At 35.3% G+C, this 16,518-nt stretch carries 12 protein-coding genes; 9 read left to right on the forward strand and 3 right to left on the reverse strand.

The window, feature by feature from the left end; genetic code table 11:
* Window positions 1-109: 109 nt before the first annotated feature.
* The 9 genes from GVK91_RS25515 to GVK91_RS25555 all read left to right on the forward strand — a co-directional run bounded on the left by GVK91_RS25515 (window position 110) and on the right by GVK91_RS25555 (window position 10,907).
* On the forward strand, window positions 110-2,392 hold the full coding sequence (locus tag GVK91_RS25515; RefSeq protein ID WP_159732042.1) for a tellurite resistance TerB C-terminal domain-containing protein: 2,283 nt from the start codon (window positions 110-112) through the stop codon (window positions 2,390-2,392).
* Entirely contained in the window at window positions 2,389-3,699 is a 1,311-nt protein-coding gene (locus tag GVK91_RS25520; protein WP_159732045.1) for an ATP-binding protein, read from the forward strand. Before GVK91_RS25515 ends, GVK91_RS25520 begins: the two co-directional genes overlap by 4 nt.
* A gap of 1 nt (window position 3,700) precedes the next feature.
* On the forward strand, window positions 3,701-5,863 hold the full coding sequence (locus tag GVK91_RS25525) for a DEAD/DEAH box helicase (RefSeq protein WP_159732048.1): 2,163 nt from the start codon (window positions 3,701-3,703) through the stop codon (window positions 5,861-5,863).
* 17 nt (window positions 5,864-5,880) lie between these two features.
* The gene (locus tag GVK91_RS25530) at window positions 5,881-6,510 is read left to right on the forward strand and encodes a hypothetical protein (protein WP_159732051.1); all 630 of its coding nucleotides are present in this window, start codon (window positions 5,881-5,883) and stop codon (window positions 6,508-6,510) included.
* Window positions 6,511-6,605: 95 nt separating this feature from the next.
* Window positions 6,606-7,319 (forward strand): ADP-ribosyltransferase, encoded by a 714-nt coding sequence (locus GVK91_RS25535; RefSeq protein ID WP_159732054.1) that lies wholly within the window; start codon window positions 6,606-6,608, stop codon window positions 7,317-7,319.
* Window positions 7,320-7,718: 399 nt separating this feature from the next.
* A complete protein-coding gene (locus tag GVK91_RS25540; RefSeq protein ID WP_159732057.1) occupies window positions 7,719-8,210 on the forward strand; it encodes a hypothetical protein in 492 nt (163 codons plus the stop codon).
* A 135-nt stretch (window positions 8,211-8,345) separates the two neighbouring features.
* The gene (locus GVK91_RS25545) at window positions 8,346-8,738 is read left to right on the forward strand and encodes a hypothetical protein (RefSeq protein WP_159732060.1); all 393 of its coding nucleotides are present in this window, start codon (window positions 8,346-8,348) and stop codon (window positions 8,736-8,738) included.
* Window positions 8,739-9,373: 635 nt separating this feature from the next.
* The gene (locus GVK91_RS25550) at window positions 9,374-10,093 is read left to right on the forward strand and encodes a hypothetical protein (protein ID WP_159732063.1); all 720 of its coding nucleotides are present in this window, start codon (window positions 9,374-9,376) and stop codon (window positions 10,091-10,093) included.
* A 31-nt stretch (window positions 10,094-10,124) separates the two neighbouring features.
* Complete coding sequence (locus tag GVK91_RS25555) at window positions 10,125-10,907, forward strand: hypothetical protein (RefSeq protein ID WP_153848774.1); 783 nt, start codon at window positions 10,125-10,127, stop codon at window positions 10,905-10,907.
* Between the two features lie 678 nt (window positions 10,908-11,585).
* Here the strand turns inward: GVK91_RS25555 and GVK91_RS25560 are convergent.
* Genes GVK91_RS25560 through GVK91_RS25570 form a run of 3 tightly spaced genes read right to left on the reverse strand, consistent with a single transcriptional unit; the run spans window position 11,586 to window position 16,517 of the window.
* Window positions 11,586-13,598, reverse strand: a complete 2,013-nt coding sequence (locus tag GVK91_RS25560; RefSeq protein ID WP_153848782.1) for a hypothetical protein — start codon at window positions 13,596-13,598, stop codon at window positions 11,586-11,588.
* Complete coding sequence (locus GVK91_RS25565) at window positions 13,588-15,165, reverse strand: NAD(P)/FAD-dependent oxidoreductase (RefSeq protein ID WP_153848781.1); 1,578 nt, start codon at window positions 15,163-15,165, stop codon at window positions 13,588-13,590. Before GVK91_RS25565 ends, GVK91_RS25560 begins: the two co-directional genes overlap by 11 nt.
* Window positions 15,166-15,215: 50 nt before the next feature.
* The gene (locus GVK91_RS25570) at window positions 15,216-16,517 is read right to left on the reverse strand and encodes a hypothetical protein (protein ID WP_153848780.1); all 1,302 of its coding nucleotides are present in this window, start codon (window positions 16,515-16,517) and stop codon (window positions 15,216-15,218) included.
* Between the last annotated feature and the right edge of the window lies 1 nt (window position 16,518).

Raw genomic sequence — 16,518 nt, forward strand, 5'->3', positions numbered from 1 at the left:
GCTTTTATAGAAAAACATTGATAAATTAGAAAATAGGATTATTGACCTTACCGACATAGTTTAAAAACCTCATTGTCAGTAAAATTGCAGACATTCAGTATAAAAGTTAATGGGAACCTTTTTTATAATTTTGATTTTTATTGTGATTGCTATAGCTGCCTCAAGTAAAAAAAATAAAAAGAAACAACAGCAGCAATATTATGCTCCGCCAAAGCCTCAAGAGCAGCCAACTGCAGCAGAAATGAAGAACGCTCATTTCTACTACGGTGAGGGTTGGCGTCAATATTTAATCACGCATCATGGTAAGTATGAATTGTGGCCACCAAACTTTTTTGAAATTGCTGCACTGGCGTTACGTAAGCTTTCTATCAAGGAAAACTACGATCTAAAAATCCATTTTAAGCACCGAGAAGGATCCCAACTGCTTTACAACCTTACTTTAAGGCTATTAAGAAATCGTCAATACACTAGCGAGAATGTATGCAAAGCCTATAGAATAGTGATTGATACGATTCAAAAACTGCCTGTATCGTCGCCAGCACCTCCCATTCCTAGATTTAGTGAAGAGAAGTCCGCTACTGCAATCTTACAAGATAACAAGAATGTTGTTATGAATAACGTAATATCAACAATCCAACCATTACCTAAACCACAAGCAATAAAAAGCGACGAGGAAACCGCTGATGATAAACCTTCCAAAGTAGAAACTCCCATTCAAATAGAAGGTAGTAAAACTGAAAAAGAGCAACAACGTGAGATTACGTCTATATTAGATTCTTTGAATCCGAACAATAGATCGGACGAAACACCCAATGATATTATTGATGTTACGGGGCATCAGGAAGAAATTATATCAACTCAAATCTATAATATAGATACTACCACAAGTCCTTATTCCGGACCTGCATTAAATATCGAAGAAGTATTAGCGAAATTGGATAGTTCTAATCTTTTTGCAGCTCAAGAGGAAAGGCCAAGCGTGCAACCAGTCCAATACAGCTATTCGGAAGGATTTGAGAATAATTATAACTATGACGACTATTTACTCGGCAAGCGTTATAAAGACAAAATGGGACTTTCAAAAGCTCAAGTAAGTCTAGTCAATAAGCTAAATGGAGTAAATAATGTTTTTCTAGAAGTTGAGGGATGCTGTATAGAGACAATTACCCTCTTTCTGAGTTGTGAAAAAAAATTAAGAGCTAATCTCACAAAAAAAGATTCTAACCTGAAAAAGGAAATCGAAAACCTTGTTGAAAGTGCGCGCAAAATCTCAAGAGTAACGAAGGAAGGTGCTTGGATGTTTGATAGTTATTATAATCAAAAATATGTAAATGACATAATCTCGCAGCAAGTGTATTACACAATATTCAAAAGAGCCGAGATTTTAGTAAGGGAAAATTGGGGACATAAACGAAAAGTATCTGGTGAATTTGCTCAAACTTTTACTGGTCTAAGCGATATTTTCGAGGATCGAATAGGCTCTGATGTGAATACGATTTTGGAAGGCCTAAAGTCCTCCATCAAAGATCCAGATCTAGCGACTGAGATCGAATTAAATAGGATGAATACAACGCGTTGGAAATCCAAATTTGATATTTTAAAGCATGATGTAAACCAAGAAAATATAGCCGAGTTTGGGCAGGAAATTCATACGCTTTTTGAGCAAAATCAACTAAACCCTTCTGCGGAAAACATTTACTATGAAGCGTGTAAAATAGCCTATACCATAGATAAAAATGAAGCTATAAAGCTTTACTTGCATTATCTGTACGCTGATCTCCAATCTGATAAAATTGACGACAAACAGCTCACAAAAACAATCCACAAGGCCCTTTTTAAAAATGATCACCACGAGCAGGCTTTTAACGATATTATACAACAATTAAAAGAAGATCGTAATCTCGCTACAGCAATTGAAAAGGTAGATTTTATATATGCTCCAATCCGAAGAAAAATAGAATTGAATATCGAAGCAATCAAAACAGTTCAGGAACAGGATAAAAATACCGTTGAACTCTTAAACAACTACCTTCAAGATGAGGAAGAAGTCATAGAGGATGTACCAGTTGTAAATTGCAGCGAAGTTGAAAGCTCGAAGACGAATGTAGAATCTACCGAGATTGAATCTGATCCCGACAACTTATTTGTTGACGAGATTGATCTGTCATTAGATCAACGTGAATTGATCGGTTTATTTACAGCAAATAGTTTTGAACTGACTCAAGAATACCTTGCGAATTTTTGTAAAACGAGAGGACTACGATCTGGCCCTATGATCAACGATATTAACGAGATTTGTTATGAAATTTTAGATGATACGCTGATCGAAGAGCGTGACGAAGAATATTTGGACATGAATGAGGATTATTATAAAATGATTATTAAAGCATGAAACTAGCAGTAAAACCTAAAGAAGCCACCGCTATTATTAATTCATTACTTAGCGGTGTAGTGCCAAGAATCGGGGTACAACATATTACAGTAGGACGTTCGGATGAAGTGGATGCATTCATCAAAGCACTAGACGATGTAAAAAATGGCCATAGCATGGTTAAATTCTGGATAGGTGACTTTGGATCGGGAAAATCCTTTATGCTCCACCTGCTCAATACGGTAGCATTGAAACAGAAGTTTGTGGTGTCAACAGCAGACTTCACACCGGATAATCGCCTATATTCAAATGATGGGAAAGCGCTCGTGCTTTATACAGCTATCATGGATAATATTGCCATACAGACAAAACCAGAAGGTGGCGCTTTAGCAACGCTACTGGAAAAATGGATTGAACAGGTTGTCGCCACTACGGCAGCGGAAAATAACCTCTCCCTTGTCCAAATACGGGAAGAACAGTATTTGAACCTTGTAAAAAACAAGATTATGCAGTCAATCAATGAACTGACTGATGTTGGTGGATTTGACTTTGCGAGTGTAATCATGAAGTATTACGAAGGATATATCAATGATGACGAGCTACTGAAAAGAAATGCGCTAAGGTGGTTAAAAGGTCAGTATAAAAAGACTGAAGCACGTCAAGACCTTGGCGTCCGTGAGGTGATCAACGATTTGAACTTCTACGACATACTCAAAAATTTCACAGCACTATTTGTCAGTATGGGGTACAGTGGTTTTATGCTCAATCTCGATGAAGCCATCAATCTTTATAAGATCTCTACATCGACAATGCGTGAAAAGAACTATGAAAAAATCCTCACGATTTATAACGATTGTTTCCAAGGTAAAGTAAGTAATTTGTTTATCAATATAGCGGGTACACGTGAGTTTTTGGAGAATGAACGTCGTGGTTTATTTAGTTATCAAGCATTGAAATCAAGGTTAGAAACAAATAAGTTTGAGACCCTTCAAATTCGTGATTTCGCACAGCCTGTGATTCGATTAATGCCCATCGATCATAACGAGATATTTGTATTGCTTAAAAAACTCAAAGAAGTTTTTGAATTTCATTATAAATTGGAAATTGATATTTCCGATAACGAGATCCAAAATTTTATGGAGGAAATATATAATAAGCCTGGTGCAAGTGAATTTTTAACACCGAGGGAAGTAATACGTGATTTCCTGAATATCTTGAGCATTCTACGTCAAAATCCGGAATTGGATAAAGCCACGCTGTTCAGCGATATCCAGATCAAAGATGAACGCCCAGTTGATATATTATTAGATAGTATAGAAGAACTATAGTATGGCATTTGAACTGCTCTCAGAACCAATTAGACGCTATGTGAAGGATAAGCGTTGGGAAAGTCTTAGACCAATACAAGCGGCCGCTATCGAAAAAATCATGAAAAGCGATAGCAATGTCATCTTGGCAAGCAGAACGGCCTCCGGTAAAACAGAGGCTGCCTTCCTCCCTATCCTTTCCAAAATAAGTCCGCGTAGCGAGAGCGTTCAAGTCCTTTACATTTCTCCGTTGATCGCATTGATCAACGATCAATTTGTGCGCGTAGAGGATCTGTGTAGTTATCTAGATATTAAGGTAACAAAATGGCACGGCGAAGCGAATAGAACGGCGAAAGAGCATCTGATTAAAGAGCCGAACGGTGTCGTATTGATTACACCAGAGTCTTTGGAAGCGATGTTGGTCAATAAACCTCAAAACGTTAGCATACTATTTAACGATCTGAAATACATTGTTATTGATGAGATTCATTCGTTTATAGGCACAGACAGAGGGATTCAGTTGAAATCGATATTGCACCGAATTCAAAAGTCCGCTAAGGTGACACCTGCTATCGTTGGTTTATCAGCGACTTTGGGCGATTTCGAAGAAGCCAAACGTATGACCGGTCGGCCAGATGCTACGGTTGTACTACGGGACCGGACCGCTAAAAGCATGGTTACATCTTTCCGTTATTTTGAGAGCGGGGCAAATCAACTTTCTTTGGAGTTGCTCAAAGATCTCTACAAAGAAACCTACAACAGTAAAGTTTTGGTATTTCCAAATAGCCGTGGACGTGCTGAAGAAGTTGCCGTCAAGCTAAAAAGGATTGCCGAAAAAGTAAATGGACATACCTCTTACTACTCACACCATTCATCTGTCGATCGGGAGTTAAGGGAATGGATTGAACATTTTGCCAAAACAAATACCTATCATCCATTTGTGATATCATGTACATCAACACTAGAGCTTGGTATCGATATTGGTAGCGTGGAAAAAGTAGTTCAGATCGATGCTACGCATTCTATTGCATCCCTTATACAGCGAGTAGGTAGAAGTGGGCGGAAGGATGGACAAGCAAGTTCTTTGTTGTTATATGCAACTGGAAAATGGAGCCTGTTACAATCATTAGCCTGCTGGGAACTTTATAAACAGGAATTCATCGAACCGCCCTTTGTAGCTTTAAAGCCCTTTGATTTATTTGCACATCAACTATTGGCAGTAGTCAAGCAGTATAGTGGCTTACCCATATCGATTTTAAAAACCGAGCTCGAGCAAAACTTTGCATTTAAGGATATTACGTCCGAAGAGTTTGATGATATTTTAAGCCATCTGATCGAAACCGATATGCTCGAACAGTTAGGTAAAGAGGTCATCATAGGACTCGAAGGCGAGCGAATTGTCAATTCGCGAGATTTCTATTCTGTATTTGCTACTGAAATACATTTTAAAGTACTACATGATGGCAAATCTATCGGAGATCTACCCTCCTCCTCTCCGATCATGATCGAAGACAACATTTTGTTGGCCGCAAAGATCTGGAAAGTGGTTGATATAGACTTTAGAAGCAGGAAAATATTTGTAAAACCTACGAACGATGGCAAGCCTCCGATCTTTGGTGGTGAGCCCGGCAATACACATCCATTAGTGAGGCAAAAAATGCTCGAATTGCTGATGACTTCATCCATACATCCTGAGCTTGATGAGCAATGCTGTGCGATATTGGATGATATGCGTCAGGTGTTTAAAGATATTCCCATTGAGAGTTTGGAAGATGACCGTCCGCTGTTTGTCGGAGAAAATTCCTATAAATTTTATACCTTCCAGGGGTCAAAGATATTTGATACCTTAAAATTTATTTTATCAGCTGCAGGCTTAGAATTCCGGCATCAAGACGAATCAGCATCTATTGAAATAGATAAAGAGCAAGGATTTGAATGGTCTGCACCAAAGCTGCTTGCCGTATTTCAAGATTTGGATCAACATTTAGCATTTCGGATTGATACCAATCCTGCTATATTAAGTTTTGCAAAATGGGCTATACTACTTCCAAAAGATAAACAGATAGAGCTTTTAAAAAGTCGAAGATATGATTTCGACGGAGCATTGAAATTTATAAATTCTGTTCGATGGATGTATGCTAATACTGATGATGTCGATATCGCAAACTTTGCTTTAGACGCATAAATTAAAGCTTGACTGTTATGATTATTTCGCACGTTATTCTTGTAGAGATTGATACTGATAGCTCGACTATAGCTTTAAAAATCAAAGACCTTAAAAGTGTAAAGTTTGATTATTATTCTAACGCAAAGTATAATAAAAGTTTTGCTGTCTGCACAAACAGCAAACATTTAGCGTTAAGCATAAAATCTGGCATTGAGGCCTTGATTTTAGATGATATAATTGAGAATTTCAATGGCGCAAAATATAGTATATCTGCTTTAGACAAAGTAATTAGAGGATGTAATTTTTATAAGTCCGAGATTGCGAGTATTGAAATTATAAAGAATATAAAGGTGTTAGAAAATGTTGAGATACCTCAAATTGATACATACAATGGTGCCCTTAAGTTCTATAAAAATTGTGACTTGATAATGAAACAAATAGATGAGTTGTTATATAATGGTGCCAAATTTTCTAAAAATAACCGAAAAGACGGCAAATCCATCATCCATAACCGAAATTTACCAATCTTGGATCAGCTGAATCTAGAATGGGTATATAATAAGGATAACGATATAGTCTTTGATAACATTGGTCTAGCAAAATGGAAACGTGAGGGCCAATTCAAGCATTATCGACGAGTTATAGAGATGAAATATTTTAGATAGGCTTTATTTAAAATTGATTGTGAAGACTTCAAACCTATCATAATTTCCAACTTCAAAATATATGTAATTATTCCGAAGCTATAATTTATAATTCCATGAAAATAAAAACAAAGCTAAAAGCTTATTTCGCCAAATATATTCATGAGCTCACAGAAAAACGAATTAGTTATCTGTTAGAAAAGAAAATAAAGGCAGATTATCATCCGAACAAATACAAACATTTCAACAACTTTTCGGACATAAAATCTTGGAGTAGAGCTTTTGACACATATTTTGAAGAGATATCAAAAGAACACTATAACAATCTAATATCTGCTGAAAAAATTGACACCTCTCAAGACGCTTTGCAGTTTTATACGGGATATGTCGCTGAGAGTATAAATAATCATCTAAGACGCTGCGAAATAGTCGATCCAGAATTTGTATTCAATAAAGAAATAGAAATTCTATCCAGAGAAATCAACAAAAACTCCATCGAAGAAAATATAGTTGTTTTAAGATTTATCCGTAGCAGATTTCTAAATAAGAATCTAAAAAAAGGAATGGTTCTAAAAGACAAAGCATTTTTAAGTACTACACTCAACTTAAATCATAGGAAAAATACAGAAGGCAATGATTTAGATCTTACAAAGATCGGCCTAATTTTTATAAAAATTCCAAAGGGAACAAAAGCACTCTATTTAGAAACTGTAAGCAAGAAAGAAGAATTTGAACTACTTTTACCACAGAATACCGAATTGCTAATTGAATCAATATACAAAATATCGAGTAATCAAGTGCTATTTACCAAGTTGGTCAAATATGGATAAGGAAATTTACTAAAAGTTGATGAAGAAATATAGACTGTTGAACAAGATACTGATCAGTATGGTTCCGAAAATGTATACCATCTTATTTTATACAAAAAAATGGAACTGATAACTGAAGATACATTAACTGACATTGCTCCACATCAACTGGTGTGAACTTTAGGTACTGGTAGGTTTGAAAAGCACTGCTATTCCGTAACCCAAAAAAAATATTTATCTTAGCAATTAAGAAGTACTGCTAAATAATAAAGAATTCCCTAACCTTGCCTCTTTAAACGCATCCTCACCAATATTATCAATGAAATAAAAATACGGAGGGTTGATAAAACAGTAAATTTGTTTAACAAGCATGTTTGTAAAAGGAAGTTTAGCGTAATATTTAAAAATAGCTAACCTATTATGGAAATGAATACCGAAACGATCTTCATATTGATGCCCTTGCTTCCGTGCGTAATCGTATATTTAATAATGATGTACGGCGGAATACGTGGACTGACAGGTGAAGACTTTGGATTGGAAAAATATCTGAAGAGATCTGGTAATGCGACTAAAAAAAACACCGTCCGAGACAGGGGCTTATTTTTGTGTTTGGTTGTTAGTTCAATACTTTTCACAGTAACGGATATAGTGATATTGAATAATATTGGTTCACTACAAGATAGCCAACTGACAAAGGTTTTGTTAGGGATTTCCTTAATTCCACAATCTATTTTTACGCTAGCATTCGGTATACGCTACGATAAATACCTTACTCAAATTATTTTACTTGGTATTGATTTAAAGACCTTTAGGCCTTTAACTATAGTTGTAATTTTATGTTTCCATATAACAATTGTTCATCTAGCTTTTTTTCTTGGCGCTACGGGGTTTCCAGATGGGCTAGAATATTAAGGACTTTGCCTGTCATGAAATAAACAATATTGAATAACTTTGTCCATTTCTTTAAAATGTTGTGCTAAAATTGACTTTGACGCTAATATAATCTCTCCGGTACAGCATTTGTGGCATTCGCTCCAAATGACAGTTATGAAAAATTTGAACGAAAAGTTTACACACTTCAGGTATAAGGAAGATCCTGGAGATTTATTCCGTGGTACAGTGACTGTACCACTATCCGATCCATATAAAGACCAAGAGAATTTTAGGATTTGGTTTCATCCTTGTTTTCAAACAAGTCAGGATGTAGCAGACTTAAATGATCTTTACAAGTATCTGGATGATGAATGGTTTGATGACGATGTAGTGGAAACTGACGACTATAGGTATTATAGTACAATGCCCAAAGATCAAATCCGAGAAGAAATAAAATCACTCGAAGAGGTAATCTATCAGGATTGCTTCGAAAACTTTTATCATCTTATTTTGGAAGGAAAAATTGAATTGCTAACCAGCCGCCTCAAAAAGATTTATGTAGGATAACTCACAATTAAGATCGGACCGCCCCTAGGTGCGAAAAGCAAAAGCTCCTTAGTAAACTAAGGGGTTAGAATTCAAAAAAAATTAAATCTTACACTCCCCGTCGTTGTTGAAGTATCCGTTGGATTCAATTATGGATGATAAATTGATAATATTTTTAATCCATTACTTTTTTTTCTTCTACCCATTTTTATAATATATAATAGGCAACCCACCCCGCTTAATATGTTACATCATCGTCAATGAATTTTGGATCCGGCTTCCCATCGCGCTCGACCAACCGCCTACTTTTAGGGCACATCCAACCAGTACATATATATGGCAACATCCTACCTGATGCATTTTGGAGTACCTGAAACAAATTGGAACATTATAACAAACCGAGGTAGATTTTTAATTCCACTTACAGTACTTTAATATTTCGGATAATTTTCATTAACACATAATTATCTTTCCAAAAAAAAGTCCCTAATAAGCTTTCGATAATCTGTTTCACGCTTATTTATTTCGCCAGAACAAATTTCAAAAATCACATATGTTAAAATATGACCCATACTGGTTAAAATCCAAGCGCTTCTAGTTCATTGTAGTTATTACTTTTGATTCAATATCGCTCGTTATTTAACTTTATTTAAATTATGTACTTCTCTAGATCTTTTATAAAAACCACTTTCAGAGAGGTTTTACTTCTTACTTCCCTACTGTTCTTTTATAATGGCAGGGCTTTTTGTCAAAATGTGGTTAAAGACCAAGGTTGTGGTAAAATGGTTCTAAAGTGGTATCTCGCGCATGTTGACCATCAAGACCAGAAGGAGCTTTACTATAAGTATACCTATTATATGAATGGTAATTTAGTGCTGCGACAGGAAAGAACGAACGACAATAGCTTAATTGAAACCAACAATTCTGTGGACGGGGCTCTGACTGTAAGTAAGATTATGCCCACTTATCTTATTAATCTCTCGCAAGGGCTTGTTAGATATAAATGCGAAACAGATTCAAGTAAATACCAAGAAGTTGCTTTAGCTGATTATGGTCCTGAATTATTCTACAAATGTTCAGTAAAGCCTCCAAAAATAACACAGCTTGATACATTAAGTAGCCAAACACTTACTTTAGCAGGACATACATGTACAAAAGGTAAAGCACATATTTTAGGTTCAGATTTTGAATTTGCCTATACCAAATCAAAACTAAACGTCGAGTCTCCTTTAAATCTCTTTGTTCCCAATTTTCCTTATCAAATCCTTTGGCTAAAAATTCCTCTTGACAATAACCCCCAGGGCATACAGACCTTCGTAATTGACAGTATTTCCGATAAAATACCCGAAAATATTAAAAATTCAATAACCTGGTAATCGATCATTCTTTAACTTAAAATAAATTATTATGAAAACAAAAAATCTGGTATTGACAGCGATGTCATTATCCCTCCTCCTTGCGTGTAAAAAGCAAGACGCAATCACAACGGAAGTTGATTACAAAAAGAAGCTACAGCAAGAATTTAATTTAACTTCTATCTCTTCTTCCACAAAAATGGCTAACAAGGAAAATAAGCCAGTTCATACCTTTGCTACTTACGAGGAACAGTATAAGTATTTAAAAGAATTGGTAAAGAACACTGTTATTTATGACACAGCCACTATTTATCCATCAAGCCAAGTTAACTCTAAATCGAATTCAACCGATGGGCTTAAGCTGCTTGGAAAAAATAATAATACTTTCGGAACAAACAATAGGGCATCGACCAGTGGAATTGAGCAAAATTTTTATTCCCACTTTCTCTCAAAATCATCCAATTCTTCGATAAGTAATACTTTCACGTTGACATACTCGGTGTCGACAACGGTGAACTGGCCATGGAAACAGGAAACCTCGACCTCAGCTCCACAATATCTTGGATACTGCTACTTTTCAAACACTACTGCATACGGTCAATATTTGACTTATGCCGGTTTTATGCAACTGACTAATTATAACGTAGACCTTACCGCAAATGGTGCGGCTGGTTCAGCTAATGGCACAGCGCAGCTTTACGCCACGACTGGAGGGTTCACGAATTCTGTCTCTGTAAGCCTTAAGGGTAGTTTCAACTTACAATCACCTGGTTCGCCACAAAGCCCCGTAATGATCTTTTACACATTTAAAGCTACGGAACCTACATTGCCTTAACTCTATTAAACCTAAGTTTTTGTAGAATATTAATGTTAATCTACTTTTTGGAATAAAGAAGTAGATTAATATAAAACTTATGATATTTATTTTTGATTTCTTCAGATTCCCCACCCCTCTTTCCGGGATTTAATTGGCGAGCGTGCCTCTTCATTCAACCGGACCACTTATTGATGCCGAACTAATGTTTATCGCTATACCGGTTTCGATAACCTCCCCTGACTCTGATTCTATTTTTTCATCTTTTGAACATTAAGTTATGGAGGCTCCCACCATCAAGACCATTCCATAAAATATGACTTTCCTTAACATAAGTCTACTTTTTTTATCATTTCAAAGCTAACAACAACTTGTGTTAATGAATATCAAGTAGTGTAAATTAGATTAAAATTATGTTAATTAAATATTAAATTAACCTACTAACAGCCCAGTGGTGGGGTATCGCACAGCAGCAGAGTTATCAAAGTATATAACGCAACCACAGCAAATAAATCAATTAGTACCGTAAATTAGAAAAGTCCAATCGTAACTTTCGGAAAAAATTTTGTACTTACAAAAACTCATCGGTTAATAATGTATAGACTTTACCTCACTAAGAAAAATCAACAGGGCCCCGAAAGACAGCCCTGTTTAACGCAATAAAAGTTTTTATTTTCTTTTTTGTTATTTAATGAATAGCTAAAACAAAAGTGAAATCTGAAACAGGCCACTTAATAATGCAAAAGACAAAAATAAAAAAAGAATTAACTTACTATCCTTAAATCGTATTAGGCTCAAGGATGATATAAGTACAAAAGGGAGAATTGCTGGATAAATATATCTAAAATCGTTAGAACAAGAATATGGGTAACATACTCGAAATGCTATCATAGCAAACGTGAGCAAGCTTATACTGAAAATAAATGGTGGTACCGCCGCAATACGACAATAACGGATCATACCATAAAAGAATGACAACACAAGCAAAAGAAATAACAAACTGATAGACTGAGCAATGACAGCTATTTTTATCCCATCAAAATGAAACTCTCCAAATAAACTCGTTTTCATCAAATAGTACCAAAATGACTGGCGCCCCCTGCTGTCGTCCATAGAATCCGTGAATGGTATTTCTATAAAAGGCAGAGGGTTAAATGGCATAAAGTTCGAAAAATGGGCATCGACTAGCAGAGCTGGATTTAAACTGGTAGCATTTTCAACAATCATACTTTTTTGGCTTCCATTAAGGCTACTTCTGATTTTAGCACCAAACGATAAATAAACCGAAAATAAGCCAACAAAAAATAATGTAAAAATTGCAGTTAACGTTGTCTCTTTGATTTTATGTACACGAATCTCTTTTATTACCAATACAAGTAGAAGCATTGCTAGCAAGGCAAATAATATATATCCGTTGCTCTTAGCCCAAACACAACATGCCGCAAAAAAAGTTGCATAAAATAGGTCGCCCAACTTTTTGCTATCATACCAACACAACGAAAAATAAAATCCAATTGAAAATAGAAGATCAAACATAATATCGTTTCCGATTCGAATAGCCACTATCATATTCGAAGGCCACAACAGAAAAAGCAAAATGGCCATATAATAAGCGTAAACAATTTTAGACTTAGAAGCAATATCTTTAGAAATAATAATTCTGAAGAATTTATCTATTGACGCTATCGAAAAGTAAGAATATAAAATAAACAATGATAAGCTCAATAATTGCAATATCTTAACAGCTTCATCGGAGGTTACTCCCGAAAAATTAGAAATCCATAAAAAGCTTGCGGAAACCAAATAGTAAAGTGACGGATGGTAAAACATCCAACCACTTGATGCTAGAGGAATCTCCTTATATTGTAAAATATAACCTACATATTCAACATGACCATGGACATCATAGCTGTATCTTTCAAATGGTATTACAATAGCACCAACAATAAAAAGACATATGCTGCCGACAAATATAAAGATGGATGATTTAAATAAAAACTTTTGATATATACGTTTACAAGTAAAAAAAATTACAGACAGAATCAAAAATCCAGCGATATTCCACTTTATCCATGAAAAACTCCAAAATCGTCCGATTATGATTAAAAAAAGAAATAGTGCAATTATTGAGATTGTGGTACGCCAAAAAATAATTCCTTCTCTATTTTTGAGTTTTATGAATGCATCTTTTGCTATATTTCTGTTTCTTAAAAAAAACAAACCGGCTAATATTCCCAGAAGCAGAATGATATACTTATTATAATTTGTTTTATCAATAACTTTTCCGCCAAATGCGCCTTGATAGTTTTCTACTTTAAGTTCTATTTGATTGACACCTGGAATAAAATATGGCAAAACATTTATACGTACCCCTCTCCTAATATCACTTAGCTCTTCCTTAGTAAACATTGTCAGTGGTACTACATGGCTATTTATGCGAACTTCCAATAAACGGTCATCTGGTACGATCTGTAAAAGACCAGAAAACAGAAAAGATGAATTTGCTTTTATCCGATATACATAAATTCCAGAGCGCTCATTCCCTCTTTTATAATAAGGATTTACAGGATAATTTGCAGTCTCATTCTGGTAATATACATCCGCCTCCTCTATTGACATTCGATAATGTTCAATAAAGACAATTGATAATATTGTAATTAGTAGCGAAATCAAACAAAAAAATTGATTGGAATTTAGTGCTCTAATTTTCATTTCTTTTCTCGTGGTATTTTTGTTCTGTATTAACACTCCACACATCAGTTTTTGTTCCTTCGCCATTGATTATGTTATCAACGGTAGTCATCGCCGTGAGCATCGAGTGATCTTGATTATTGTACTTATGCATTCCATTTCTGCCAATTGGGTGGATATTCTCCATTGAATTTAAATAATTCTTTAAAATATCTATACTATCGTACGTCCCAAAATAAGCAGGATATGCTTTTGGAACTCTCACTATTGTACTATCGAGTACATATTCCTTCGTGATCATACCTAATGAAACTAACTCGGCAATTGCAAATTCGATAAAATCTGTATTGGACATTCTCCACAAGGAATCACCTTCGTTACAAAAATATTCTAGCCCGACCCATACATGTTCCTGATTTGCGACAAGATAAGGGCTCCAATTATTAAATATTTGCAAACGGCCTAAGGAAACACCCTTTTCCTGAATATATATCCAGTTGTCTGGTGGGAGATTTCCACCATCCTTAAATTGTCCTTTATCCTTTATTTTTATATCTTTTAGTAATAAACCTACGGTAATGAAATCTCTGTACACTAAACCAGCTGCAACTTTTTTTACTTCCAAGGGTACCTCATTTTTCATTCGACCAATTAATTCTTTTAAAGGCATACTGGAAATCAATACATTTCCATGATATTCATTTACATCTCCTGTTAAGTGGTCTTTTACAGTGACCGATACAGATTCTTTATCGTTCCAATCAATTCCTATTACTTCTGAATTCTTTATTATTTGCCCCCCTGAAGACTGAAATCTGCTGGCTACGTTGTCCCATAACTGTCCCGGTCCAAATTTAGGATAAAGAAAACGGTCGATAAGACTGGTCTCCACTTCTTTCTGCGCAATATCGGTTTGTTTTTTCATTTTACTTTTGATCGCATGAGAAATAGCTTCCTTAAAAGATAGTCCTTTGATCCGCTGTGCTCCCCACTCCGATTTAATGTTGGAACAGGGAACTCCCCATACCTTCTCAGTATAGTCTTTAAAAAAGATAAGATATAAATACTTCCCAAACCTATTAATAAAAAATTGTTCTAGATTTCGCTCATCTTTAATAGGAAAAAGACGCACCCATAAATAGGATCCTGAGATTCTAAAAAACCGGATAAGGCCTAGGTACTTTATTGTCAATAGGGACATGCGAATGGGATAGTCAAATAAACGCCCCAAATATAAAATTCTAGAGGATCTATTCCTTACCAACATGGCTTCATTTTCATCTGTTTGGCACTGCTTATTCCTTGAAGTATTTGTTTGGAGTTCTGAAACCGTATCTTCTTCCAATTTACCCAACGGCATAATATTACCCCACCACTCCATTACCCTGTCTGATTTTGAAAAAAATCGATGCCCCCCCAAATCCATCCGATTTCCCTTGTAGTTTATTGTCCGGGATATTCCTCCAAAACAATCGTCCATCTCGAAAATAATTGGTTCAATATCCGTTCGCGTCTGAAGTTCATAACCTGCCGTTAACCCCGCTGGGCCAGCGCCAATTATTAGCGCCCGTTTTTTTGGTAATTCCATAATTTTTTAATTGATTATATAAATAGTAGTTTCTTATTCGCATGAAAAAATTAACCAAGCCAGCCATTCTGAAGATAATTCTGCATGTAAATCAAATAAAACATAACGTTGATGCTGACAAACAATGCATGTAAAATGCGCTCCATACCGTCTAAAGGACCTTGAATTATTATATATTTTAAAAGATATACCGAAAAAAAGATGAAGTAAATAAGCTGAATGGGATAAGTAGAAATCTGGGTCAAAAATAAAGTGGTTAAAAAAATCATTGTTACTCCAGCCATAAAAAATCTTTGGCCAACAACCCCGGACCAACGAGAGCTTCGAAGTCCAAAAAGAATGACAAAAAAATAGGGAGTACAAAGCAAATGTCTATTTATAGACCAGATCTTGGTGTGTCCTTGATAATCATTCGTAAAAAAGACATCTAATATTGAAATAAATATGAAGTAACATAAGGAGAAAATAAGTGCCCGGTCGTAATTTTTATTCAATTTTCTATCGACCTTTCTATACCAAACCTTGTTAATCAGGAAAAGAAATAGTGCTATTGCTGTAAAGCCCATGCTCAGACCTATGGTATCCATACCCATAGCAGATTGGGGAGTAAAGGTTGTAAAAGGAAGAGTTGGCCATTGAAAATGACGCCCCCAGTACTGTTGTATTTCAATAAAATAAAACCACTTCCCTATTGCAGTATATTGATAAACAGCAACAATACCGATACTGAGTAGACATAGTGAACACTGATATAACAATTTCATGAGGCAATCTTTAAAATCACCCCATTTTCTTTCAGTATAAAAGAGAAAAATGCAGATTTCAACAATAAAAACTGCTGGTATAAATATCGTCACAACTGATCTTGTCAGACCACTTCCTAACAAACCTATTCCTTGATGTAAAAAAGATCCCCTACAAAGTCCATAAATATAGATACTCCCAAATAAGAAGAATAATGCCTCCGAATAGGGAACTATAAAAAAGATAAATGATGGAATAGTGCAGATAAATAATAGATTAAATAAAGTAAACTTATATACTTGATTTAGCAGTGAAAGCGCAGCACAAAAAAGCAACAGATTGATGACTGAAATCCCAAGTGAAGATAGGCCCGTAAATTTCCAAAAAAAGGGAAAGAATGGAAAAAAGGCGGTGTTGCCAATTGCCTTTGGCTGATAATAATAGCCGATTTCTGTTATTTTGTAATACCAGTCCGCATCATTTCGAAGTAAATTGTAATTATCCGGTAAAACAGCCATCACACCTAGGCGATATAAAAGATAATATATACAGAATATGGTCAAAAAAAACAGCAGTGTGAAGAGAAATACTTTTCTGGAGTTCAACATA

Origin of the sequence: Sphingobacterium sp. 18053 (assembly GCF_902706145.1) — a bacterium.
Classification (GTDB): domain Bacteria; phylum Bacteroidota; class Bacteroidia; order Sphingobacteriales; family Sphingobacteriaceae; genus Sphingobacterium; species Sphingobacterium paramultivorum.